Below are 24,187 nucleotides of genomic sequence, written 5' to 3'. Positions count from 1 at the left end.
TAAAGTAAGCGGATATGCTGTTTACCGAAGAGAAAATTAATGAACTGGGAATGCCTGACTTTTTCACAACTTACCACAGAACAACTTTATCAACTGCTCAAACTCAGGGTGGATGTGTTTGTGGTAGAGCAAACCTGTCCTTATCCCGAGCTTGATGATAAAGACAGGGCACAGGACGTCTGCCATTTACTCGGTTATCAGGATGGCGAGCTGATTGCTTATGCCCGCCTGCTGCCCCCGGGCATTTCCTATGACAATGTCAGTTTCGGCCGAGTCGCCATCGCGCAATCTGCGCGGGGACAGGGCTTGGGACAAACCCTGGTTGCCACCATCTTAAGCCACTGCCAACAGCTTTGGCCGAACCGGGATATTGATATCGGCGCCCAGGAATACCTGTTGGACTTTTATCAAAGTTTTGGCTTTACCGCCATTTCGGATGTCTACCTGGAAGATGATATTCCCCACCTGGACATGCGCCTGACGCATGCCCAAAAGCCTGGCCCTGAGCAGCCGTAAACCATACTTTGCCCCCGGCGCCGCGCTTGCCTTTCAGGTGCTTGTTTTCTAGTGACCGTTTTCTGGTGACGGTTTTCTGGTGACAGTTATTGCGACGGCTCCAGCAATACCTGATCCCAGTTATCCGGCAGCTCCATCATAAATACTTCCCGGTGATCTAACATGCCCCCCCAGTTGGAAGACCAGTAGATGCGGTTGCCGGACAGGTTTATCGCCGCCGGGGCTTCATCCCGGTATTCACCGTCATAATGATTATAGGCAGGAGAAATGCGCCAGATTATGGGCTGCTCGGTTTCTGCTTTTAGCTGGATCATCATAAACTGGTTCGCCCCCCACAAGGCATTATCTTGTGAATACGAGTTATAAAATAACCAGCCGGGTTTGCTCAGCGGCATCTTGCCGTAGTGAAAACCCATGTTCCAGCCGAAATCCCCGTGACTGGCGACCATCAGGCGCTGATCATAACCTGAGTTTTCACCGCTGATCTTCACCGCATCCAGTTTATCGGTCCGGTTATTCTGGCTGATGAATGTTTCATTTTGCTGGTTATCAAAAGCCCAGCCGGAATGGCTGGCACAGCAGGAAAGTTTCACCGGCGCCTGGCGGTTAAAGTCGAAATCCAGCGGCCATAAGTGGGGACCGTCAAACCAGGTATCGATATAATGGACCCGGATTTGCTCGGCATCATTATGCTTATGGCTGGAGTGAATCACCAGGCCAGTGCCTAAAGGCGATATTTCCACCATATTGGGCCGCAAGGTAAAACTTGCCCGGTTTTTTTCCCGGTCCAGGTTAGTGCCGGCCAAATCAGCCGGTTTCAGGCTATGCACGGTATCGGTGGAGATCTGGTAATGAACAAAGGCATCCACTAAAAAGGAAGCTGAGCCAAAATCATTTTCACCGTAATGCACCGCCATCCAGGCCCAATGATCGCTGTCATTTGAACTGTCGCCTTCGACATCATTGTAAATTTTAGTGGAATTGGGAAACAAATCGCTAAAATCTTTAATCAACACCCGGCTGCTTGCCTGCTTGGTAATGTCATCGATCATCCAGAATTTCATGCCGCTTACATAATAAATCCGCCTGGGATGACGTCCGGAATTATCCCACCTGACTTCCTGGTTTTCACCTATAGTGCCACCGCTTTCATCCTTAAGCACAGTCACCAGCTCGCCTGTTTTTCGGTTAATCACCCGGCTTGAAATAGAATTATGGCCAAAAACCAGCACATAATCTCCGGTTGAATTTTCCGGAGAATAACGGGAATAAACGATTAAGGCATCCTCGCTATCGGCGATTTCACTGGCATCGGTTAGCCGGGTGATGCTTGCCCCGGTTATCGGATCAACCCTAACTTCCCCCTTATCCGGCGCCGCTAAGCCGTAATCCGCCATGATCACCGCTTTATTTTGGATATAGGCACTCGTGCCCCGGCTGTTATTTTCCTGACTCACCACCACTATGTTATGGCTGCCGCTACTGGCACCGCTATAAGTTACTGTTAATAATACTGTTGCCACCTCAGAGGTATTAAAAATACAGCTGTTGCCGCTAACAGAAGCCTTGCAGGCAGCATTTCCCTCAGCCTGATAGCTATAGGGGCTGTTATCCCCGGCAAGCGCCGGACCTAAAGTGATCGCTAAATCCTGCCCGGTAATGGCATATAAAGTTTGCCGGACATCTGAAGCATTGACGCCGGGTAATAAATCAATCACCTGATAATTTTCATTGATGATCTCTTCATCCGGCTCTTCTTCATCCACCTGATTTTCGCTGACGGTAAAAGTATACACATGGGGAGTTAAACTGATATTGCCGACCAGATCCCGGCACCTGCCAAAGAGCTGATAACGGGTATTTAACGTCGACACCGGCCATAAAGTACTGTGAAACAGACCGTCAGTCGATGCCAGGCTAAAGCGCATATCGGCAAAACTGTCGGAGGGAGAAAGATCATATTTACAGCTGGCTGCTTCATTGGTAAGCAATCTCAGCTCAATCTTATTATCCGTACTGGTAACCTCCTGGTTATAGGGGAAAGATTCAATCACTAAAGGTTCGAGCTCATCGGCTATCGGGACAGCCGTACCGTATGTGATCACCAGCTTGGGACGATAATCAATCTGCGGATAATTGCTGCTGCCGGTTATATTTTGCATGTTGGCATGTGGGTTGGCATGAAATAACGCCCAGCCGTGATTGGGACATAACCTTTGCTGCATGCATAACAGATCGGCGGTCACATCCACCTCATAAGCCGAACCGATAACATCTGTTTTTTGCGGTGTAAAAAAGGGCGATTCACTCAATGCCCTGAGCACGCCCTGAAAATAATCGCCATTAAGATCATCGGGGGAATCCGGATCCGATAACCGCCATTTGACATCAACACTTTCACCGTCATCGCGGGATTCAACATTAGCGCCGGCGCGAAACCCCGAGGCCAACTTCCAGCCATTGGCATAAGAAAGCCCTAAGTTATCCGGATCCAGAATTTGCCTGACATAGATATTTGAGCCGGTATAAAAACCTCCCCCCACCCGATAGAAAATAAGCTTGGCGGACTCAACCTCGGTTTGTTCGATTAAATCCGGCAGGGAAAAATACTCCAGGTTATACATCCTGGCAGTACCGTCATAGCGGAAATAATGCTGCTCCTGGGCATTGTCCTGATTTCTCGAGGAGGAGAATCGTGTTGAACTGGCCCCAAAATAATCATTGAGTCCTTGTTGGTAAGTAAAGGTTTCATTGGCAACAACAGGTAGAGACAGCAGCAAATAGAGAGCAAGCAATAAAACTGCAGCAGGTTTGATCAACATAACACTTCCCCGGTAGAGGTTTTAAGCTCTTAACCGGCATTAAGCTTTTTATTTAATGCCGGTTATCCCCATACAGAGCCAGACAAATTATTCGTTCCTTTTCATTAAAATAGTTATCCATTTGATTTTAAGGCAAATAACAATAAAGCCATAGCAACAGCAACTTTAGTTAACACCTGATGATAGCAAAGAAAATGATTCAAGCATTGAAAGTAAGGGGGAGAAATCCTTAGACAGACCGGTTAACATCAAACCCGGCTGAAAACTTTTTACCTGCCGCTAGCCACTTTTGCCCCGTGCATTTACTTTTTCATTATTCCGGTGCGCTATCTGCAATTAAAAACAGCCCCTCCGACAAAATCAAACTTCTGGAGGTTATTGCTGATAGTTTAACTCTAAGTCTAGTAGACCGGAAACATGACAAGGAGCATTCAAGATAATTCTTCTGCATACAACCACAGCTTCACCTCCATGTGATCGCGCTATATCATTCATCCTGAATATAAAAAAGGCATCCGAAGGTGCCTTAGCTTTAACACAATATCTCTTAGAGACTGTTAACCGGCTTATTCAAGTACCTTGTTGTCACAGTCATCCGGCAATTCCATAATAAAGGCTTCACGGTGATCCAGGTTTCCACCCCAGTTAGACGTCCAGTAGATACGGTTACCGGAAAGGTTTACCGTCGCGGCGGCTTCGTCACGGTAATCGCCGTCAAACTTAGTGTAGCTATGGCCAAGACGCCAGATCACCGGGTTTTCTGCCGACGGTTTGTTTCATCATAAACTGGTTCTGACCCCAGGTTTCATGATTAAGACAAAGCACAGAAAAATAATCGAAGCAAGCCCCCTTCAAAAAATATTGAAAGTGCTTGTAAAGATATGACTAACCTAGGTGGTCCCACTATCTGCCGGATACAGCAGACTGGTGATTTTGCGTCCAGACCTCGCGATCTGTTTGCCTTTATCTTGTTAATAATTAAACAACCATAAGATGATTGCATGTAAAAACTACCAGCATAGCGTTTGAGAAAATAGGGTTAATTTTCAGCAGCGACTTTTACCCGCCCCAAGCACCTTGCTCTTAAATAAAACAGGATGCCGTTATTAAGCAGCCAATTCGTTGCTTATTTGTCCACTTAGTCAAAAAAGTGAATTAATGCGTTGACAAAGCCCTCGGCTATCAGCATTATATGCGTGCTTCGATGCCCAGGTGGTGAAATTGGTAGACACGCTAGCTTCAGGTGCTAGTGCTCGCAAGGGCGTGGCGGTTCAAGTCCGCCCCTGGGTACCATCCAAGCTTATTCTTAAAGATTTTCTCAATAAAAACTTCTCTTACTATCAAACAAAGATAATGTCGGTTGACGGTATTAATTCCGATCCTGTCATGCGTTTTTCGTCAGGGATAAACCCAAACACATAAACCTCTGCTAACAAAAAATTTAAAGAAATTTACCTGCTCCGCTTTCCTTTATTACAAAAACTCTTATCAAGCCGGTCTTTTGTTGTTTATTAACCAAATACATTCATTTTTTACATAACACTTTTTAGTCATAGCAAAAACTCAACGCTGAAGTTTCAAACAGCTCTAGCGCATACCTATCAGTTTTTAACGCTTTCTCCAAAAAGAGAGAATTAACGACAGATAAAACATAAAAAATAAGTAAAACCACCTTTTACCTAAAAAAGCCTTACGTATTAATAAATAAAACCTGACACAAGAGTCAGGTTTTCAATAATGAACGACATTTTTTATCAAAAAAACGACAAGCATATACCATCAAAACAGGTTTTAGCCGGACAAACATGACTTTGCCCACACTTTCAATTTGTGCGAAAAAAAGTCGTAATATTACTAGTTTTGTTTTTCGCTTCTGTTTCTAATTAGTTGCCGGAAAAAACACCGGTATTTCATAAAACATTAATAAAAACATGGTAGGGCCATGAACAGGGAATTTAGGACATGTTCAGGTACCGGCACCATATAAAAACAAAAACAAGAACACCAAGGAGAAGTAGTGTGTTAAAGAAACTAGCAAGTAAAACTTTAATCGGTCTTTCTGTATCAGCAGTATTGTCGGCATCGGCCATGGCTAAAGACGTTGTTGTCGACGTTTATTACACAGCCTCGGCAGCAGCAAGAAGCTTTGATATCAAAACTGAAATCAAAAACATGGTTGCCGCTTCTAACGCCAACTATGCGAAAAACAACTTAGACATTAACCTGGTTTTAGCTTGGGAAGGCGACAACCAGACAAGTACCGATTATGTTGCTTCATGGAACAATATCCAGAGCCTGTATAAAAACAGCCAAATCAGAAACTGGCGCGATGAGTACAAAGCTGACTTCGTAGTTGTGATCGGCTCTGCGCAAAGCACTTGGCAGGGTACCACTTGTGGTATCGCCGGTTCTATCTACGGTATGTCTGACGTATTCCCGGATCACAATGCCTATGACAGCTATGCCTACAACATCACAGCCAACAACTGTGGCGATACTACCCTTACTTTCATGCATGAACTTGGCCACAACATGGGCTTAGGTCACTCAGTAAGACAAGGCGCTGAAGGCGGTGTTTACACTTGGGGCGTAGGTTACGGCGTTGACAATCAGTTCGCCACTATCATGGCTTACCCGCAAGAGTTCAATACCACCAACCAGTTATCTTATTTCTCTAACCCGGGCTTTACCCTAAGCGGTGAGCCGATTGGTGTGAACAATGTAGCCGATGCGCAAAGAGCACTAGAATTAGTGACTGATCAAATCGCTGCATTCCGTTAATATTTAACGGACAGAAATAAACTCAAGCGAAATTGCATCAGCCGTCAGGCCAACCTGGTTGGCGGCTTCACTTTTCGCTTTAAATAAGACTTGGGCCGTTAAGCCCGAGTCTTATTTTTACCGGGAGTAGCCAAAGGGCACAACCGGCATAGAGCAACAGCTAAAAATAAGATAAAGCAGGAAATGTTATGAAAAAAGCACTTATGATTTTAACCGGTTTGGCCGCCGTGGCGGCTATTGCATTCTGGCTAAATTCAACCGGCAGCGATACTCAGGCAAGCAAAGACGAAACAAAAGCTCAAGTAAGTGCCGTAGCCCAGGTAGAGGTCCCGCACAAGCACCTGGTGGCTCATCAGCATGCCCATCCTGTCCAGCCCAAGACTCACTCCCCGGCTGCGCCCAAAAGTAACATTGCCGCAGCGGTACAGCACGACGACTACCCGGCTGATCCTGTCTTTACCCAGTCAGAAACGGCAGAGAAAGTATTAAAAGCATCCGGCAAATTACGGGAAAATTTACGCGGCGAAGTATATCTGGAAATCGACAACAAGCACCTGACCTCGCTGGAAGTTGGCGACACGCTAAAATTAGAAGTGCCCTTCTTCGACATGTACTATGATGCAGAAGTGGCCAGCACCGATCAGGACTCGCACGGTAACAAAACCATTAACGCCTCATTTGCCCTTAATGACGAAACCTATAACACCACCCTGACCATTAATGATCACGCCATATATGCCCATATCAACACACCTTACGGCATCTATTCATTAGCAGGCGACGGACAATATGCCTGGATGGCAGAATCCAGTGATCTGGTGCATGGCGCCATCCCGGATCAAATCGGTCCGACTGCCGATGATATCAGCGACGGCACAGAGATCCCGCAAAAGCCGATTGATATTGCCGGCAAATAATCACAGGTAGAGCAAAAGTAAAGCTCCCTTAACAACTGTCGATAACATCTCCCTGAAAAAAGGCCGACAGCTCCTCCATACCAAGGTTTACTTTGTATGGAGAAGCTGGCGCTCCTTTACCCTATTCCCGCCCCCTTCACCGGCCATTGCCAAAGCCGCGACTTTATTTTCAACCGGCTTTATGCCAAGGTGGCTATGCCTTTAGTCAAAGAAAAGTTCCGCAATAATGCTCACTGTTTTGCAACTGAAAAAAATCTGCAGCACCTTTTGCCAATACTACCAGTTAAGGGAAATGTATGAAGGCCAGTATGATGTTCAGGCGTCGATCATGGCGGCGTCAAATTTCGACAACATGGTACAAAATATCGAAAGCAACTCACCCGCGCAGCTGCTGAACCGGCTCAAAGCCGCCGTGCATACCAGGCAAAGCAAAACCGATAACTTCGACGGCAAACTTGACGGGAAATACGGCGGCGGCAAAGCCAGTTACGGCAGCCTGCTTCGCCAACTGGAAGGGGCCTGTTCATCAGATAACTCCTATGAACAGCAACTGAATGAGTTAAATTTACAAATCAGGGAGCTGGAACAAAAGCAGCAAAGAAAACAAGCGAATTTCATCCTGGCCAGCTACCGCTGGCTGGTATCGGAAATCGATTTTTACCGGTCGGCCTATCCGCGTAGAACCCTGGTATTTACTGTTGCGATTATTTTATTGGTTTTATATCTGGGGTTATTTTCTGCCGATTAATATAAGCTTTTACTTTTTAGGCTTTTCACTTTATCGGTGAAATACAGTTTATAGGCCCTATACAGCCCTTTTTTCCTGCCTGTGTCCTCAGCTAAGTCCATGTCCATTGGTGATACAAAAGCCCAGCTATAAAGCCCTTATAGGAAACATTAAAAGTGTAAGGCAAGCAGGATTAACCTGTTAACTTTATCAGGTCGCTATTGACATACACTTGATTCAAGTTACTGTTTAAACGTGTATAAAAATACACCTTGTGATTTAAAAATAAGAAAAAGGATATAGTAATGAAGTTACAATTAAATAAGAAAAAATTAAAAAACCTCTCTAAAGACAATAAAGCAGTTCCTATGCAGCTTACCCCCCAGGTTGGCGGCGGTGCTGCACGCCTTGCCGGTACGCATTACGATTTTTGTCTGCCCCCGACAGACACTGGCTTAACCATCAAGGAAAATTAACAAAGCTAAAATCTGCCTCTTTCATAATGACACTGTTGTTGATAAGGCCGATAAATTTTTGTCATACCTGATCAAGACACAAATAAACACTCATCCAGAGCAAAAGTTAATCTGGATATCCTGTCATTTTCAGGCAGAGGCAGAGCTTTGAATGCTCTCGGGCAAAAAGCCAGTAGAACCCTTTCTACTGGCTTTAAATATCGACTTAGCGTGTGATACTGCTCCTATTCAGATCAATCTCTGCAAATTGCCGTTTCTGATGTTGAATTGAGGCTGCCATCGGCATTAAAGACACTGGTTTCTGTTATATATCCTTTGCCATCTGCGGTTTTATACATATCAGTCACCCGGTACTGTCCAAGTTCAACCGATGCCGCCAGACCTAATTCTCCTATTGCGATCCCACCGACAACAGATGCCCCTTTTGCGAGATTGGTTGCAGGAAAAAAGACACTCGCTATCGCATAGGCGTGACCGGCACGGGTAATGGCCTCACTGTTTTGCCTATTTATTTGATTAACCTGTTTTTGCGTTAAAGGCTTGCTCTTAAATGAAGCAACCTTCTCTCCTTTATCGGTACAAGAACATGCAGCCAGTCCAAGCGGGTCAATCCTGCTCAAAGGATTCCCCCCGACATAAGCATAGGTATTCAGGCCTCCGGCCAAACCTATTGGATCAGACTGTAAATAGCGTCCTGTTTTTGCATCATAGTCACGGAAAATATTGTACCAGGAGTCTTTTTCAGTATCGTAATACTGGCCGGGGAAACCCAGGTTAAAGCCACCGAGTTGATCATAAACCACAGTGCGATCAAATGATTTCCCCTGCGCCCGCCATTTTACCGAACCATATTTATCTGTGATCACTTCTGCGCGCCCCAAATGATCATTATGAATAAAGTACAGCTGGTCATTATTTATGTAGGCAATCGCTTGCCCTTTATAATAAATATATTGTTTACTGTTTCCTTCGGCGAGCAATACGCCTTTGGCATCATAAATAAAATGCGTGGTGCCGTTACTGTTTGCTTTTACCACCCGCTGACCCAGGGCATTATATTGATAGCTGGTTGCTAAGCTGCCCTTTTGGTGTCGCTTCATCCGGTTCATTTCATTGTAGCTATAGCTGATGCTCTGGCCGTCAAAATCATTTTCAGCAGTAATATTTCCCCGGCTGTCGTAACTAAAACTGCGGCTCTTACTACCGGCAGTGATTTTGCTCAGCCGGTTGCTGCTACTGCTGGTGGTATAATACTGACTTCCCAAACTGGTACCGGTAACCAAGCTACGGTTACCATTGGCATCATAAGAAAAGGTATTTTTACCGTCAGAGGTTAACCGGTTTAAACTATCGTAGGCCAGATTAGCTGTCATCGATGTTTGGATGTTATTAATAATCCGGTAAATACCGCTGCTATTGTAGTTCATGCTCAATGACTGAATTGACGGCGTATTAATAGCTGTTACCCGGTAATTTTGATCGTAAGTTACGCTCCGGGTTTTACCATTGCCAAATCGCCAGGTGCTCACGGGTCCCATCGGCATATGGGTAACATTGTCAATAACGGTTTGGGTCACGCCATTAATCGTTACTGTCATTTTAGCCAGGCGGTCAATGTCATCATATTCATAGTTAACTTTATTGCCACCGGGGTAGGTTAAAGAGTTGACGTGGTTAATATAGTCATAATCCCACAATAGCTGGTAGCTTGAGCTGCCTATTTTTGTCGTTTGTTTTTCCAAATCACCAAATTTATTGTGCGTATAAACCGTTGAACCACTGTTGTCAGTAAAACTTTTTAACCGATCGCGACTGTAGATAAAGGCATGACTTTGACTGCCTGCAACCCGGGTCATGTTTTGCAAACTATCATAAAAATAGTTAGTGACTTGTCCGCTGGCATCCGTTTTACGGTACATTTTCCCGGCGGAGTTATATAAAAACTGAGTACTGCCGGCATCAGGGCTATTAAACTGCATTAAATCACCGAAGGTGGAGCGGTTATAAGTGGTCGTTTTTCCTCTAAAGTCGGTAACGGCACTAAGGTGGCTTCCGGTATAACTGTATCGGGTGGTTTGTTGTTGCGGGTTAGTTTCGGTTTTAATCCGGTTCAAAGCATCATAAGTATAGTAGGTGGTATTGCCGCGACTGTCTTTGCTGGAGAGTACATTGCCTACATTGTCATAGGTGAAACTGGTCTTTAAATAATTGCTGCCTAGTTCTGATAACAACCGGCCTAGTTCATCGTATTGATATATTTTATAAAAGCGGGTTATACCATTGCTGGATATAATAGTTTCCTTGGTGATATTACCCAATTTATCCCGGGTATAAACCAGCTTGTCGCCTGCTTCATTTCTCGTTTCAATCAGGCGATAGGCGCCATCATAGGTATAGGCAGTCTCAACACCATCAGAGCGTATTGAGGTGACAATTTGCCCCAGAGCATTGTAGCTATTCATGGTGATTAAATTCTTAACGCCATCACTGACAGTAACTCGCTTGACCTGGCCGCGGGGGAAATAAGTATAGCTAGTGACCAGGCCGTCTTCATTAATGATTTGTCCAGGCCGGCCCAGCGCATCATAATTATTGTAATAACGCACCGAACCGTCTTTATTAACCACAGAGGTCAGATTTCCTTTGCTGTCGAAATTACGGGTTTCACTCTGATTGGGGGTTACACTCTCTCTGGTAACTTTTTGACGCAGGATATTGTTGCTGTGAAAAGTATAACTATAAGTGGTGGAAAGTGTTTTAACCGGTAAGCCGTCACTACCATCGGTTTTCATGATCTTGCTGGTCATGTACTGCTTATCGTTATAGCTATAAGTAGTCGACCAACCCGGGCCGGTTTCCTTTTCAATCAACTTATACTGTGCATGCCAGGCATAAGTCATGATCTGCTCTTCGGCAGTGCCCTTGGCAATAATTTTTTTCACTAACTGACCATCCTCGTTATAGTCATAGTCAGTGACAATGCCGTTTTCATTTGTGATGGTATCGACAAAACCATCTTTGTGGGTGGTTTTTTTGCTCATTGCCGGACAATAAGTGCTGGCCAGGCTTTGTGTTTCATTTTCCTTACTTTCGTCAACCTTGCCATCATAATGATGGATCACTTCATGTCCTAACGGGTTAGTGACCTTGACATAGTCATAACCATAATAAAACTGATATTGATCTATACCATCGGCATGACGGCTTAAGGTGGCATAACCGGGACGATAATCAGGGCCTTGCGGATTATCCTGCTTATATTCAAACCAGGAATAACGCTTATTGTCATAACTCACACCGGTTAACCGATCTTTAACACTGGTTTCATAGTGATAGCTGGTGGAATGACCGTCGGGGAAACTTACCCCGGATAATACCCGGTTGCTATCATAACTATACAAATAAGCATTGCCTGCGGGATCAACGATTTTAGTAATTAAATCATCTGACCAAGTAAATTTCAGCTGCCGACCACTGCTATGGGTAATGGCATTCAATCGCTTATTGCTGGTATAGGTATAGTTATGGGTGATGCCATTAACAAAGGTCAACTTTTTTAAGGTACCGTCACTGCTATAAGTTTCGGTGACATTGCTTGCCGAAGTGAAGGTATAGGTGCCGTCACTATTTCTGACCAGTTTATTGGGGCTGTCCGGGTTGCGGTCCCAGTGAAAATTTTTATCATCATACGAGACCATCGTCAGGTTATTGCCGTTAGCCCTGTCGATATAAACAATGTCATTGGTATAATTGGGTATTTTAATTTTTAAGTTATAGTTCGAATTCCACCTTCGGCTAAAGGGAGTACGCCCGGTTGCCAAAGTATCTCCCTTACTATCATAATTACGCACCACCGACAAAGGATAGGCCCCGGGTCCTTTATAATCGGTAAAAGTCTCGACCTTATTGCCGCTATGATATTGAATGGGATTACCGGCACAGGCCTTTTCTTCACCAAATTGTCCATCACTTACCTGTTCGCCAAAATCATTAAAGTCCTCTTTGCGAGTATTAAAGATCTGATCGTGGATGTACTCTTGAATCGCCATTTGCTCTGCCGCACCCATGACATATCTTTGCCCGGTAACATCAATATGCTCGATATCGTCTAAGCCGCCACAATCTTCCTGAGCACTATTTTGATCATTCGAGTCAGCCTTACATTCCCCGGCCTGAGCAGCATTAAGCCCCCAATGCCAACCACTGGCAAATTCAGCGGCGACATAGGCAAAGCTATCGTCGTCTTCATAATATTCATCCGATGCCACCTGAGGTGTTGGTGTCACCTGGCTCATCATTAAAGCGACAAATAGTGCCGTTTTGGATTTATTAAATCTCATTACTTCTCCATTTAGTTTTTCTTAGTCTTGTTGCTGGTTATGAAACTTGTTTTTCCCTGGCTTTAAATAAATCGCCTGAGCTATTTTTGTCCCGGCGGCAAACATTTCCGGGCATTCAAAAATAATCGCTCTTACCGGATGTCATAATTTGTGTTGATGTAAAATTCGATATTGAACTAACTCTGCCAATATCTGACACCGCAAAGCTTTTGTGGCGGTCAAAGGGCTTTATCACCCCTGACTCACACATCAAAGTTCGCTGCCAAAGAAAATTAATAAGGGACTTTGCTTTATGGAAAAGTGAAGTTGATGCCAGCTTGGTCATGAACTTATTACAAATATCCGCTAAATATTTATCAGTGAATATGGTTAATTGTTGATCCCTGGTAAAAGCACCTTGCCAGTACGGATGATTGAAGCCCTGACAGCTTTTAATGGCAAATGCGGATATACCGCTTAAAAAATGAGCCGAGTCACTTACTAAATGGAAAAATATGGGGTTAAAAACAAACGAACCTGCCGGTTCAAATGCACTGCCTATCAGGATCCTGAATACGTGACCGTTACCGTCACTAAAACGGTGGATATAAACGAACAGGCAAGCTCCGATAATGACTTTTTGCATAGGATCCTGGCGGGATGAATTGAAAAAAACCAGCCCATAAGCTAAATATTCGGGAACAAATTGCGCCGGAGGGAGGAACCTATTTGCTTTCCACTGCGAGGGAACTATCCAGTTTTGTCTCTGCCGGATCCCTTTTTTATTGTCGCCAAGAATTATCCGGGGCAACCGGATTAATGTTTCAATTGACACGTCCGAGTGCTTAATTGGTAATTTTTCCGCTAGACCCCCTTTACTTTCAACAAAATAAAAGAAATTAAATAAGAGAAAGCCACGCCTGATAACTAACACGATTAACACGGCTTTTTGAAACAATGAGAGCGTTGAGAAACATGCATATTAGTGCTTAGTTCTTGCAAAACAAAATCTAAACATTGGCTTTCTAATAATTAAAAAATCACTTCTGCTTCGCAAGCAACTTGTATAGAACATTCAACATCATCCTGAAATACGGCATCGAATTAATTTCGATTCTTCAATTGATTTATAGAGCTCCAAGTGCCTTAAAATAGATTACGTTTTTCAATTAACCTAAGTCTGTATCAACATCTTGTTTCAAAAAATCAAAACCACGTTAACACAAACGTTAATAATGTAAAGAACTTGTTTACAAGAATTTACAACAAGGTTGTCAAAAGAATAATTTCAGAAAATATTAGCCAGTTAATATTACACAGGTGATTAACGACCAAGTTAGGTATTTCATGCCCTGTCCTTATGGATTTCAATAATAAGAAAAGCAAAATCAATAATAGCAAATGCTCAGTATGCCCCTGGATTCCATCTATATGCCGTCTGAAGGCACTTGTTCTAGCTAATTGGCGATTTTCCCTCTTGAAATGAAAAATATGCCAACGGCATAAGCATTTTCCTTTTTTCCTGTAAGCAAATACCTGACATCCAGACCGCTCACCCCATTATTTCCTTTGATGTTAAAAAGTTAGCGTTTAATCAGTAAATAATCTTTTTTGACGGTAATCTGTTGAGTTCTCAGTGCTTTTAATAAGAAACACTTACTTTTCTATGATTATCAATATCTTGGTTAAATATTCACTTCCCGGTATTTTCAATCCTTGTTGCCTATACTCAACCCGGCTTTGCTCTTGGTATGGAAACCAGGGAGTTTAGTTTCCCCGCCATAAAGTTATCCGGCTAGAAATATTGCCTGCACGTGCTTTTTTGTGCCGCATTTTTCCATGCCAAATATTCTAATTTTCAACGGATAAGGAATGACAATGAAACGTTTATACCATACGGATAAAAAAAACACGGCTATTATGGCAACCGGCCTGCTGGCAATCGCCTTGTGCGGACAAGCAGCGGCAAATAACAGTGCAGTGATCGCCGCCGAAGACCCGACAACCGTTCTGGACCACTTTATGTGTTACGACATAGTGGAGCAGCCAACCCCGATAGACATTAAGGTTGATGTTCGCGATCAATTTCTCGGACAAAATTACCGGGTACTCGAACTAACCAAGTTATGCGCCCCGGCAGAAAAGCATCACGACGGCAAAGTTTTTAAAATCAAATACGAATTTGCCCATATGGCCTGCTATAACGTTGAACCGGAAAAGTTCCATGCCGCTAATGCCCGTGTAAACCTGTATAACCAATTCGGCTCCTATTATGAGCTTTTTGTTTACCAGGTCAGGGAGATATGTGTGCCGACATTTAAAGAACATTTATAACAGCCAGCGGTTAAACTTGATCACCGATACTGAGTGTTATCGGTTATCCCGGGATTAATCACAATATTTATGGCCAGAAGTTATGGCCATATTTAAGCCGCAGAGCAGCGTTAACCCATCGGCCTTAAACTTTATATAACTTTTTCCCTTAAGCAAAAAGCCTCTTACCATCGGTGGGCTTATTTGCTGAGAGTACGGTGAATACCGCTCGCAAAACGGGTGCCGGTAAAGACCTGCCATAAAAAACCTGAGATGGCGAACACCTCAGGTTAATAAAGCCCTTTAATTCCGGTAAAAAATTAAAGCAAGATAGTGATTTTATAGGTACCGCCTTGCCTAGTACACATAGAGCCGTATTCTCTGGCTTCAGAATAGTAATCCGCCAATTCATACCACAGGAAAGAAGTATCGCTATAACACGCGACATGATAGACAACGCTATCAGGATCTTTTAGCGCATTCGCCGGTGCACTCATTAAAGTAGTGGCTAGCATCATACCCGTTGCAACCGTGCTTAACATTAAACTCTTTTTCATCATTATTTTTCCTTGTTAATTGATGACATACGAACAATGCGGCTAATATTTGTTCACCCCGTATTAAGCTAATGTTTCTTTTGATGTTTATCAATCTACTTCACAACAATTTCAGATAAATAAAAAAGTAAAAGATATATAGCAGGGCCCCTCCTGAGTCCAACCCTTTAATTTTCGCCGTTTGGATAGCTGACTTATGCGCAGAATAAAAACTAAAGTAACAAAAGATTTTACTTACCGGCAGTACTAATAATCACGATGAAAATTAGTATGAATGCCTTTTTCTTTGTTAGCTTCAATTATGTTTCATGGGGACTATAAAAACGATGAATACAGCCTCAATTTTCAGCTGTAAAGAGCGCAATCCATTTCCTCAAAACTCCCCACAAAAAAAGACCAAGCCACTGTTGCTTTAACCAGTGAATTGGTCTTTTCTTAATAATGCTTACAGCAAAGGTTGAGCCTCAGTTGTAACACAAGTCGCAACCCCTGAGTGGTGAGACACTCAGAGGTCGCTAACCAAAACGAACTAATTGGAGTCCGTCATGGCTGAATATCATCATACGCCAGAGCCTCGCTCGGCAAAAGAAAAATATCCTACCACCCGCCAGCTCAAAGTGCTGGAGACCACCAGTGGAACTCAGGTAAGACCCAGAGACATAGGCATTAACTATGTGCCGGTCAACCTTGAACCTTGTATCGTTCTGCGGGGAAAATGGCTTAGAGAAGCCGGCTTTATCATAGGAGAAAAGGTCACGATAATCGTTAACAAAGGAGCATTGCTCATAAAACCCAATCAGGCCCCTTCTGGCCCGGCGGGCAAGCAATAACAGGGAAAACAAGCGACTGCGCCCTGCAAGGGCGTAGTCGCTGACCATAAAAACGGTACAAGTGTGCGATAAAATTACCGAACGCTATCCGAACGCCTTACCATCCCTGCCCTTTTCTTGCCTGCCGGGGAAAATACGTTAAACTCCCCCATTTTTCGCCGACGAATCATGGTGTTGATATATTGGCAATATATCTGTGCTTTTTGTTTTTCCTGTTCGAGCGTTTTTTTTGCCGCAAAAAGCGCATAAAATATTGCCTGCGGGCAAAATCCCTGCCCGACAAAAGAACGGCCCCGGCCAGCTATGGAAAAAACCGTAAAAAGCCCCAGTGGGTGGTGGATAAGGTGCTTTACCTTAGCGCTGTTTCAGGGGCAGGTTGCGGCAAAGTGGCAGAGATTTTTAACCAAAGCTACGGGGATAAAACCACAGTTTCAAAAACCTTTGTTTATGAAAAAATCAAAGCCAACCGCTATCGGCTGCAAGTGATAAAGCGCAAGATAAAACAAAAGCCGCCAAGCGCAACTCCCGTCAACCATGCCTGGGGACTAGATCTGACTCAGGTTAAACTTTCAGCCAAACAGGCGACCATTTTAGGCATCATAGAACACGGCTCGCGCTTAAACCTGACGCTGCGGGAAATCCCTACCAAGCATTCGGCGCAGCTGTTGCTGGTTTTATGTCAGACCATACGGCAATTTGGTTTGCCCAAAAACGTACGCACGGATAACGAGCGCTGCTTTACCTCGCTGTTATTTACCACCGCCCTGAAACTGCTTGGCATACGGCATCAAACCACACACCTTGCTTCTCCGTGGGAAAACGGCAGGATTGAGCGCTTCTTCGGTACGCTGAAAAGCAAAATCCGGCAGCTGGATTTATCGGGTTTGCATAGCGTGCAAACCGAGCTTTCAACATTCAGGTGTTGGTATAACCAAATACGGCCCCACCAAAACCTTGCCGGGTATACACCTGTGGAGATATGGCAAAACAAGGCCAACCGGCACGGCAAAAAGGCGATATGGGTGAGCGACTGGCACGGTTTGCTTACTGGGTATTATTTTCCGAGCTGACGGGCAAAGCGCCCGTCACAAAAAAAGCCACGGCAAGCGTTCATACTTGCTGTGGCTGTTGGCGGCTGAAATCTGACTGTTAGCCCTGAAATGGCGCTGTTTTAATAAAGTCAGGGAAATTTATGGGCAAGCTTGCCCATAAATTGCTACAGAATTAAAAATCATTGCTGTTTATTTAAACAAAAAACAGCAAAATTATTACCGAGCACTGTCCGAACGATACGAACGGGACAGCCGTTAAAAACGAAAAAGCCACGGCAAGCGTTTGTACCTGTTGTGGCTTATTCTGGCTTAAATTTGACATGTAACCCGGTTACCGGGCAATTGCTATAAAACATGGGAATTTATTTGCAAGATAGCGAATAAATTACTGAGGCAAACAAAATATTTGCTGTTTATTTAAACAAAAAACAGCAAAATTATTACCGAGCACCGTCCGAACGATACGAACGGGACAGTGTCCCTTTCTGCTCCTATAATCACCACATAATTGGAAAATCTTCAGAGCTAGCAAGTAGTTTTGCAAAACAATCTAATGATAATGCAAACAATAAATTTAATTTCGCTTCAGGCTTTCCTATTTCCTTTACTGTTACCGATAACCTCATTTCATAACTCTTCGGTGAACTCTTAGTGACACAGATATAGAAGTCTTGATCTAAATCACTAAGTTCCGCGAGCTCTATATCTCCGCCATCCAACTCCTTAATTTGTTTTAACCAATTATCCCACACACTGCTTTCTACCCATAAAGAATCATATTCGAAACTCAAAGCACTATATAAGTAATCAATTTTTATCTCACATCTAAATCGCATAGACGGAAACCGTTCACAATATTCAAGCAAATCCAGGCCAATCGATTTATGTAGTTGAATATCCACTTATTCCTCCTTTCTACCTAATTTTCGTGCATGGACGACTGTTGGTAATTGCCCCTCATTAAATGCAGGTCTAATTTCTATTTGCCAACCATTTACAGTCAAACGTTGATGATAAGGCATACCATTTTTTGTTGCTACTTGTATTGCCGACTGCATACTTCTAACCTCTTGTTGAACCATAAGGTTAACAACCGCGAATTCATGTTCCAAGTGCACCAGTAGCTAAGTCTTTAAGTAATAAAGACTTCTTCTGGTGTACGGTAATTTAATATCTTTCTTGGGCGACTATTTATTTTGTTTACAACTTCTTGAAGTTGTTCATTAGTTATAGTTGAAAAATCTGTTTTCTTAGGAATGAACCTTCTAATTAAACCGTTTGTGTTTTCGTTCGTACCTCTTTGCCAGGAACAATATGGATCGGCAAAATAAATAGTCAAATTCAGCGGCTTTTCTAATGCTTTAAAAGCCGCAAATTCTTTCCCATTATCTAATGTGAGCGTCAGCCGTTTATGGTCGGGGATGCGGCTAAATAGCGCTAATGTCGCTTCATTAAATAATGCCGCTTGTTTATTTTCTATTTTTTGGGCAATGAGATATCGAGAGGTACGTTCTACATGAGAACAGAAAAACAGAAAGGGACACCCCTAAAGTTAATTTCAGATTATGCCCTATTACACTTGCATATTAAATTTGGGTAACATACATAATGCTCCCCCATAAGCCATTACTTTGTTTTAAGGCTGCAGCTGAAGGAAAATAGAAGGTTTGAAGCTAGAGTTGGTTTGATGAAACCACGGTTAACAAAAAGATATCGTGAAACAAGAGCTCACGGGCAATTTTACAGGATATATAACTACTCAGTATATAAATGTAACGACTGATGAGTATTGCACCATTTACGCTCGGTTTTTAATGCCCAACGGCTCAGATTTTCCGGGCTACCGGCTGCACTGATAAAGTGACGATTAAAGTCTTTTATCACTTCCAGCCAGTCTTTATCATTAATATTTAGCCGTGCAAATAGCGGCTGGATATCAGGCGGAATAAAGCCGCGTTTATCCTCTCGTACACAACGACCGGTCCACTCCACCAGGCTAAGATAATCAAACAATTTAAAAGGTAAACCTGTGCTGGGCTTACCGTGAGGTTTATAACCAGTGAAAGGGGCAACTGTTATTGGTTGTGCTTGCTGCGTTTTTTTAGCGGTGGCAAGCGCCTTTATACGCTGCTGGATACTGGTAAAGTCTGAGGTTTCCGGTGTAACACATATATCAGCTCGTATTGGGTTCAAATCAACATAAGTCATACAAGCGAGCAACGCGCTATCATCGAGTAGGGCTTGCGACTTAAAACGCCCTTCCCAGAACCGTCCTTTACACTTATCTTCCTTATTGGCCTGTACCGCAATAGATTCATTTAAACAACGCATGAACCAGCCCAGCTCGAATAAGCGTTTACGCCACTTTTCAATCAGCTCAAGCGCTTTATCTTTTTCAGCTTCTGTGATTTTAGTTTTCGTTAAATACCGCTCAACCAAAGAATGCCCTTTAAACAACTGCATCCAGCGTAAAGCAACTTCCCTACTATCCCACTGCTGAGCTTCCTGTGCGTTTACTCTCAACACCAGATGATAGTGGTTACTCATAATGGCATAAGCACATATATCAATAGCAAATACACCTGCAAGCTGCGTGATTTTATCCACCAGCCACTGTTTTCTGTGATCAAAGTTTTGTCCGGTACTTTTATCTTCACCACACAAAAACGCCCTACGCACACAGCGACAAATGCAGTGATAGTAAGGCGTTTCTTCCAGACAAACTTGAAGTTTTCGGGCGCGGGTCATGACTTTAATCTCAGTGTTGATTAGCACTTAAATTAAACCCTAGAGCGTCATTTTCAGTAAATCAAATTTAGGGGTGTCTCTTTCTGTTATTGCTGAAATTTGGCTGTTGGCCCTGAAATGGCGCTGTTTTAATAAAGTCAGGGAAATTTATGGGCAAGCTTGCCCATAAATTGCTGCAGAATTAAAAGTCATTGCCGCTTATTTAAACAAAAAAGCAGTAAATTAATTAACGATCACCGTCCGAACGATGCGAACGGGACACCGGGACAAGCTTATTTATAATGACCTTCCTTCAGCTTTTTTTTGTTTTACCAACCATTGCTCATACTGAGCAGCATCCATCAATGAAAAGTCATCGAGTCCATTAAACCATTCAAATTCAACAAAATCATCCACAAGCCAGTCTTCCTTTTCAAGTGCGTAGGTCACACAACTACTCAAAGGAATTACATTTATAATCAGCAAATATAACGTATCCATATCAGCTGAATCCATATCGATTCTTTTTACAAAAAAATCAACATACGAAGGATTTTTTTTAAGTATTTCATGAATTTCACTAAAATTCGATTCATCGAAACAATCATCAGTCCATAATTTAAATAATTCACTTTCAATGTTATCCACTTTATCCTCCTATTGCTCCCATGTTGGATGTAAAGTTTTAATCATACCCGTATCTAAATCTCGTACAAGCTTCAACTCAACACCTTTATAAGTTCCATAAAGAAATCTATCAGTTGTATTATTGATATTCTTTTGCAAAATACTCTGACCCGCATTTATAACATCATCAGCTGTAAAGCTTTCAGGTAATAAAGTTTTTATACCTTTAACCCTTACTCCATCTATTTTGATACTTGCATTTTCAAATCCATTTTTAGTTGCCCATGCATCTCTGGGAAGCTGAGCTCTACGCACACCACTGGCTGCTAGTCTGCTGATAACCGGCCACCGCCTGGTTATTTTGCGCCACATTCAATGACACACCCGAGCCGACAACAAGTTCACTTCCCGCTGTACCCTGGTTTTGTTCAGCAGCACCGGCTACCGTCTGGTTGTTCACCTGGGCAACACCGCCCACCTGGTTCTGGCTATAGCCGTTATCGGTTAAATCGCTGCTACCGGCAGCACTACCGCTGTTGACCGCCACCTGGTTGCCCAGTTCACCATTGCTGTCAAAGCTTGCCGACTGCTGCGAGCCGCTGGCAAGAGTGGCTTGCTCGCCATTGCTGATGGTTTGCCCGCTGGCCGTGGCACTGCCGGATGTCCGCTCGCTGGTATTGCCGCTGGCGGCGATACTGACCGTGCCGGTATTGGCACTGCTGCTCTGGCTGTTATTGCCGCTGAAGTTTTCCTGCTGGTTTTGCGCGGCAACGCTGACATTAGTGCCACTCAGAAAAGAAAGAGTAAAAGATAAATATCAATAACTTAAAATGATAAAAACAAGGATTTCAAACCGTAAAGAGTACTATCCATATCCTCAAAAACGCCCATAAAAAAAGACCAAGCCACTGTTGCTTTAGCCAGTGAATTGGTCTTTTCTTAATAATGCTTACAGCAAAGGTTGAGCCTCAGTTGTAACACAAGTCGCAACCCCTGAGTGCAGCGAACACTCAAGGGTCGCTAACCAAAACGAACTAAACGGAGTCCGTCATGGCTGAATATCATCATACGCCAGAGCCTCGCTCGGCAAAAGTAAAATATCCAACCACCCGCCAACTCACCGTACTGGAAACCGCCAGCAATTCGGGCGTAAAAACCAGAGGCATTGGCGTGAACTACGCACCGGTAAGCCTCGAACCCTGCCTTGTCCTTAGGGGTAAATGGTTTAAGCAAGCCGGTTTTATTATCGGAGAAAAAGTCACTGTAACCATTAACCAAGAGGAATTAATGATAAAACCAAGTCGGGCATTATCCGGTTTGACCGTTAAACAATAATAGAAAAGTAGGACTGCTTCGCCCTAAAAGGCGTAGCAGTCCAATATAAAATACTTGTACGCGGTTTTCTTCGGTGTAGCTATGGCGGCAGCCGCGATAACATATGCCATTTTTACTATTCCTAAAAATGCTTTTGATTTATTGGCAATGCGTTGCCGCTTTCTGCTATTGGATGCTTTATCGCTTTTTTTACCCGAAAGCCCAATTAGAATTCCAGCTAAAGCCAAATCCCTTGCCCACTAAAAAAACGCCCCCGGCACGCTATGCCTGAAACAGTAAAAAACCGCCGTAGGTAGTCAATAAAGTACTTTACCTTAAAGCCCTTTCTGGTGGCGGCTGCGGCTCGGTTGCAGCCCTTTTTAATCAGCGCTACGGCCATAAAACCACAGTCTCAAAAAGCTTTGTCTACGAGAAAATCAAAAGCAACCAATACCGGCTGCAAGTGATGAAGCGAAAAATCAGGCAAAAACCGGCAAAAAGAGTGCCGGTAAACCATACCTAGGGACTGGATTTAACCCGGGTAAAGTTGTCAAAAAAACAGACCACTATTTTAGGGATTATCGAGCACGGCTCACGGCTGAATTTAACACTGCGCGAACTGCCGACAAAACATTCTGCCCGGCTTTTATTGGCCCTGTGCCAAACCATTCGCCAATTCGGTTTACCAAAAAATATACGTACCGACAATGAAGCTTGTTTTACTTCGCTCTTTTTCACCACCGCCTTAAAGCTACTGGGTATCAGGCATCAAACCACGCACCTTGCCTCGCCCTGGGAAAATGGCAGAATTGAACGATTCTTTGATACGCTGAAAAGCAAAATCAAGCGATTGGATTTAACAAAATTTGACAGCATACAAGATGAATTAGCCGTGTTCAGGTTTTGGTATAACCAGATACGCCCCCATCAAAACCTTGCCGGGTATACGCCCATGGAGGTGTGGCAAAACAAAGCCAACCGGTATGGTAAAAAAGCAATATGGGTAAACGACTGGCACGGTTTATTAACGGGTTATTATTTTCCCAGCTGACAGGCCAGGCGCCGTAAAAACGAAAAAGCCACGGCAAGCGTTTGTACTTGCTGTAGCTTATTGCGGCTTAAATTTGACATGTAACCCGGTTACCGGACAATTGTTATAAAAACATGGGAATTTATTTGCAAAATAGCGAATAAATTACTGAGATATATAAAACATTTGCTTTTTATTCGAACAAAAAGCAGCAAAATTATTACCGATCACCGTCCGAACGATACGAACGGGACACAAATAAAATGTTTGCTGTTTATTTAAACAAAAAACAGCAAAATTATTATCGATCACCGCCCGAACGATACGAACGGGACAGCTTTATCCAACGGGACAGAAAAATTATCCTTCTGAGTCAGAAGGAGGTGAATAGGTCTTACGAACCCATTTAACAATTTCACTTTGAATAAGGCCAAAACGTTGTCTGACTTCTGGTGAATTCGTTTTATCCAAAGCAGCCCTAAGATCTACATCAAAAACAGGGTATTTATCAATTAACTGAATAAGCGCATGTATTAACCTCTCATTGTCCTTAACTAAAGCCAAACAGCCCAATAATCGAGGCACTAAATTCGACACAGTTAAAGAGTCTTGAAAAAACTCAATATTATCCTCTATTGCTTTAATGGCTTTTTCCAAAGCTTCTTCATCCTCCCCCTTATAGGAAAATGATTCAACAACATAATAAGGAGCAAATTTTTTAGAGTGCTCAATGGCTGATAAATATTTTTTACAATGCTTAATCAAAAAACCCGTTAAAGTAAGGTTGCAAGGTTTTATCTCTTCATCATCCCAATCAACATAATAAACCTCAGGGTCATCACTTCCATCACAAATAGCAAACCAGTGTTCTTGTTCCTGAAAGGTTTTAATCAAAAGGCTATTTTCAGGTAATACCAACATTCCCTCATCCTGCGACTCCTGCTGCAACTTTTTCTTTTGACCAAGAATACTGGGATATAAGTAAACTCCCCAATTACTTAGCTCTTTATTCTCATCACTGCCGCAAAGCGTTAAAAACTCTTTGTAAACACCTGGTAGCTTTACTTCTTCGGTTAATTCTATCTCAGCTATTTTATCTTGCCCTATACCGATAAGCTCAGCTTCGGGAATAATTTGGTATAAATATTCCAACAATTGTTTATCTAACATTTCAATATC

At 43.2% G+C, this 24,187-nt stretch carries 25 protein-coding genes, 1 tRNA gene and 1 riboswitch; of the genes, 13 read left to right on the top strand and 13 right to left on the bottom strand.

The features are described 5' to 3' along the window. Positions 1-39 precede the first annotated feature (39 nt). On the top strand, positions 40-516 hold the full coding sequence (locus QL234_RS19985) for a GNAT family N-acetyltransferase (protein WP_281559544.1): 477 nt from the start codon (positions 40-42) through the stop codon (positions 514-516). Between the two features lie 86 nt (positions 517-602). Here the strand turns inward: QL234_RS19985 and QL234_RS19980 are convergent, their stop codons facing one another. Next, a complete protein-coding gene (locus QL234_RS19980; protein ID WP_281559543.1) occupies positions 603-3,338 on the bottom strand; it encodes a hypothetical protein in 2,736 nt (911 codons plus the stop codon). A gap of 566 nt (positions 3,339-3,904) precedes the next feature. Next, complete coding sequence (locus QL234_RS19975; protein ID WP_281559542.1) at positions 3,905-4,090, bottom strand: hypothetical protein; 186 nt, start codon at positions 4,088-4,090, stop codon at positions 3,905-3,907. A 138-nt stretch (positions 4,091-4,228) separates the two neighbouring features. Then, a riboswitch (cyclic di-GMP riboswitch) is annotated at positions 4,229-4,310 on the bottom strand. A gap of 234 nt (positions 4,311-4,544) precedes the next feature. On the opposite strand from QL234_RS19975, the gene QL234_RS19970 reads away from it, so the two are divergent. The 5 genes from QL234_RS19970 (at position 4,545) to QL234_RS19950 (ending at position 8,239) form a co-directional block, all read left to right on the top strand. Then, positions 4,545-4,631, top strand: a tRNA-Leu gene (locus tag QL234_RS19970). Positions 4,632-5,357: 726 nt separating this feature from the next. Further along, a complete protein-coding gene (locus QL234_RS19965; RefSeq protein WP_281559541.1) occupies positions 5,358-6,119 on the top strand; it encodes a zinc-dependent metalloprotease family protein in 762 nt (253 codons plus the stop codon). Positions 6,120-6,307: 188 nt separating this feature from the next. Continuing rightward, positions 6,308-7,036 carry a hypothetical protein gene (locus QL234_RS19960; protein ID WP_281559540.1) on the top strand — a complete coding sequence of 243 codons (729 nt, stop codon included), beginning with the start codon at positions 6,308-6,310 and terminating at the stop codon, positions 7,034-7,036. 226 nt (positions 7,037-7,262) lie between these two features. Continuing rightward, positions 7,263-7,784: a hypothetical protein gene (locus QL234_RS19955; RefSeq protein WP_281559539.1), complete on the top strand. Its 522-nt coding sequence runs from the start codon at positions 7,263-7,265 to the stop codon at positions 7,782-7,784. 284 nt (positions 7,785-8,068) lie between these two features. Further along, positions 8,069-8,239, top strand: a complete 171-nt coding sequence (locus QL234_RS19950; RefSeq protein ID WP_281559538.1) for a hypothetical protein — start codon at positions 8,069-8,071, stop codon at positions 8,237-8,239. Between the two features lie 233 nt (positions 8,240-8,472). Here the strand turns inward: QL234_RS19950 and QL234_RS19945 are convergent, their stop codons facing one another. Both QL234_RS19945 and QL234_RS19940 read right to left on the bottom strand, forming a co-directional pair. Continuing rightward, positions 8,473-12,579, bottom strand: coding sequence for an RHS repeat-associated core domain-containing protein (locus QL234_RS19945; protein ID WP_281559537.1), 4,107 nt, complete (start codon positions 12,577-12,579; stop codon positions 8,473-8,475). A gap of 115 nt (positions 12,580-12,694) precedes the next feature. After that, the gene (locus QL234_RS19940; protein ID WP_281559536.1) at positions 12,695-13,393 is read right to left on the bottom strand and encodes a Fic family protein; all 699 of its coding nucleotides are present in this window, start codon (positions 13,391-13,393) and stop codon (positions 12,695-12,697) included. A 1,043-nt stretch (positions 13,394-14,436) separates the two neighbouring features. Between QL234_RS19940 and QL234_RS19935 the strand changes: the two genes are divergently transcribed. Continuing rightward, positions 14,437-14,892, top strand: a complete 456-nt coding sequence (locus tag QL234_RS19935) for a hypothetical protein (RefSeq protein ID WP_281559535.1) — start codon at positions 14,437-14,439, stop codon at positions 14,890-14,892. 299 nt (positions 14,893-15,191) lie between these two features. Here QL234_RS19935 and QL234_RS19930 read toward each other — a convergent pair whose 3' ends face one another. Next, a complete protein-coding gene (locus QL234_RS19930) occupies positions 15,192-15,389 on the bottom strand; it encodes a hypothetical protein (protein WP_281559534.1) in 198 nt (65 codons plus the stop codon). A gap of 584 nt (positions 15,390-15,973) precedes the next feature. On the opposite strand from QL234_RS19930, the gene QL234_RS19925 reads away from it, so the two are divergent. Together QL234_RS19925 and QL234_RS19920 are read left to right on the top strand one after the other, a co-directional pair. Continuing rightward, positions 15,974-16,258 (top strand): SymE family type I addiction module toxin, encoded by a 285-nt coding sequence (locus QL234_RS19925; protein ID WP_281559533.1) that lies wholly within the window; start codon positions 15,974-15,976, stop codon positions 16,256-16,258. Positions 16,259-16,440: 182 nt separating this feature from the next. Continuing rightward, positions 16,441-17,328 carry an integrase core domain-containing protein gene (locus tag QL234_RS19920; protein WP_281559532.1) on the top strand — a complete coding sequence of 296 codons (888 nt, stop codon included), beginning with the start codon at positions 16,441-16,443 and terminating at the stop codon, positions 17,326-17,328. A gap of 479 nt (positions 17,329-17,807) precedes the next feature. Here the strand turns inward: QL234_RS19920 and QL234_RS19915 are convergent, their stop codons facing one another. The 7 genes from QL234_RS19915 to QL234_RS19885 form a co-directional block, all read right to left on the bottom strand. Then, entirely contained in the window at positions 17,808-18,212 is a 405-nt protein-coding gene (locus tag QL234_RS19915) for a hypothetical protein (RefSeq protein WP_281559531.1), read from the bottom strand. After that, positions 18,213-18,368, bottom strand: a complete 156-nt coding sequence (locus QL234_RS19910; protein ID WP_281559530.1) for a hypothetical protein — start codon at positions 18,366-18,368, stop codon at positions 18,213-18,215. It abuts the gene before it with no gap. Between the two features lie 74 nt (positions 18,369-18,442). Then, positions 18,443-18,844, bottom strand: coding sequence for an IS30 family transposase (locus QL234_RS19905; RefSeq protein ID WP_281559673.1), 402 nt, complete (start codon positions 18,842-18,844; stop codon positions 18,443-18,445). 221 nt (positions 18,845-19,065) lie between these two features. Further along, positions 19,066-19,974 (bottom strand): transposase, encoded by a 909-nt coding sequence (locus QL234_RS19900; protein ID WP_281559529.1) that lies wholly within the window; start codon positions 19,972-19,974, stop codon positions 19,066-19,068. 360 nt (positions 19,975-20,334) lie between these two features. Continuing rightward, the gene (locus QL234_RS19895) at positions 20,335-20,685 is read right to left on the bottom strand and encodes a hypothetical protein (RefSeq protein ID WP_281559528.1); all 351 of its coding nucleotides are present in this window, start codon (positions 20,683-20,685) and stop codon (positions 20,335-20,337) included. Positions 20,686-20,694: 9 nt separating this feature from the next. Next, entirely contained in the window at positions 20,695-20,979 is a 285-nt protein-coding gene (locus QL234_RS19890) for a hypothetical protein (RefSeq protein ID WP_281559527.1), read from the bottom strand. Further along, positions 20,972-21,211: a hypothetical protein gene (locus QL234_RS19885; protein ID WP_281559526.1), complete on the bottom strand. Its 240-nt coding sequence runs from the start codon at positions 21,209-21,211 to the stop codon at positions 20,972-20,974. Before QL234_RS19885 ends, QL234_RS19890 begins: the two co-directional genes overlap by 8 nt. On the opposite strand from QL234_RS19885, the gene QL234_RS19880 reads away from it, so the two are divergent. From QL234_RS19880 to QL234_RS19865, 4 genes are all read left to right on the top strand, one after another. Further along, positions 21,201-21,488: a hypothetical protein gene (locus QL234_RS19880; RefSeq protein ID WP_281559525.1), complete on the top strand. Its 288-nt coding sequence runs from the start codon at positions 21,201-21,203 to the stop codon at positions 21,486-21,488. The two genes, QL234_RS19885 and QL234_RS19880, sit on opposite strands and share 11 nt — an antisense overlap. A gap of 226 nt (positions 21,489-21,714) precedes the next feature. Beyond that, on the top strand, positions 21,715-21,999 hold the full coding sequence (locus tag QL234_RS19875; RefSeq protein ID WP_281559524.1) for a SymE family type I addiction module toxin: 285 nt from the start codon (positions 21,715-21,717) through the stop codon (positions 21,997-21,999). Positions 22,000-22,080: 81 nt separating this feature from the next. Further along, positions 22,081-22,242, top strand: coding sequence for a hypothetical protein (locus QL234_RS19870; protein WP_281559523.1), 162 nt, complete (start codon positions 22,081-22,083; stop codon positions 22,240-22,242). A gap of 283 nt (positions 22,243-22,525) precedes the next feature. Beyond that, positions 22,526-23,029 (top strand): integrase core domain-containing protein, encoded by a 504-nt coding sequence (locus QL234_RS19865; RefSeq protein ID WP_281559522.1) that lies wholly within the window; start codon positions 22,526-22,528, stop codon positions 23,027-23,029. A gap of 339 nt (positions 23,030-23,368) precedes the next feature. Here QL234_RS19865 and QL234_RS19860 read toward each other — a convergent pair whose 3' ends face one another. Further along, on the bottom strand, positions 23,369-24,178 hold the full coding sequence (locus QL234_RS19860; protein ID WP_281559521.1) for an SMI1/KNR4 family protein: 810 nt from the start codon (positions 24,176-24,178) through the stop codon (positions 23,369-23,371). Positions 24,179-24,187 lie beyond the last annotated feature (9 nt).

It is taken from the genome of Thalassomonas sp. RHCl1, from assembly GCF_947387555.1.
In the GTDB taxonomy this organism is placed as follows: Bacteria; Pseudomonadota; Gammaproteobacteria; order Enterobacterales; family Alteromonadaceae; genus Thalassomonas.
This window is presented reverse-complemented; position numbering and strand designations above follow the sequence as displayed.

Excerpts from the sequence above, each read along its gene's own strand:
- QL234_RS19860 (WP_281559521.1), bottom strand. The coding sequence starts at position 24,178 with ATGTTAGATAAACAATTGTTGGAATATTTATACCAAATTATTCCCGAA.
- QL234_RS19960 (WP_281559540.1), top strand. The coding sequence starts at position 6,308 with ATGAAAAAAGCACTTATGATTTTAACCGGTTTGGCCGCCGTGGCGGCT.
- QL234_RS19945 (WP_281559537.1), bottom strand. The coding sequence starts at position 12,579 with ATGAGATTTAATAAATCCAAAACGGCACTATTTGTCGCTTTAATGATG.
- QL234_RS19870 (WP_281559523.1), top strand. The coding sequence starts at position 22,081 with ATGGCGGCAGCCGCGATAACATATGCCATTTTTACTATTCCTAAAAAT.
- QL234_RS19925 (WP_281559533.1), top strand. The coding sequence starts at position 15,974 with ATGGCTGAATATCATCATACGCCAGAGCCTCGCTCGGCAAAAGAAAAA.
- QL234_RS19875 (WP_281559524.1), top strand. The coding sequence starts at position 21,715 with ATGGCTGAATATCATCATACGCCAGAGCCTCGCTCGGCAAAAGTAAAA.
- QL234_RS19985 (WP_281559544.1), top strand. The coding sequence starts at position 40 with ATGAACTGGGAATGCCTGACTTTTTCACAACTTACCACAGAACAACTT.
- QL234_RS19955 (WP_281559539.1), top strand. The coding sequence starts at position 7,263 with ATGCTCACTGTTTTGCAACTGAAAAAAATCTGCAGCACCTTTTGCCAA.
- QL234_RS19950 (WP_281559538.1), top strand. The coding sequence starts at position 8,069 with ATGAAGTTACAATTAAATAAGAAAAAATTAAAAAACCTCTCTAAAGAC.
- QL234_RS19910 (WP_281559530.1), bottom strand. The coding sequence starts at position 18,368 with ATGCAGTCGGCAATACAAGTAGCAACAAAAAATGGTATGCCTTATCAT.
- QL234_RS19935 (WP_281559535.1), top strand. The coding sequence starts at position 14,437 with ATGAAACGTTTATACCATACGGATAAAAAAAACACGGCTATTATGGCA.
- QL234_RS19980 (WP_281559543.1), bottom strand. The coding sequence starts at position 3,338 with ATGTTGATCAAACCTGCTGCAGTTTTATTGCTTGCTCTCTATTTGCTG.
- QL234_RS19930 (WP_281559534.1), bottom strand. The coding sequence starts at position 15,389 with ATGATGCTAGCCACTACTTTAATGAGTGCACCGGCGAATGCGCTAAAA.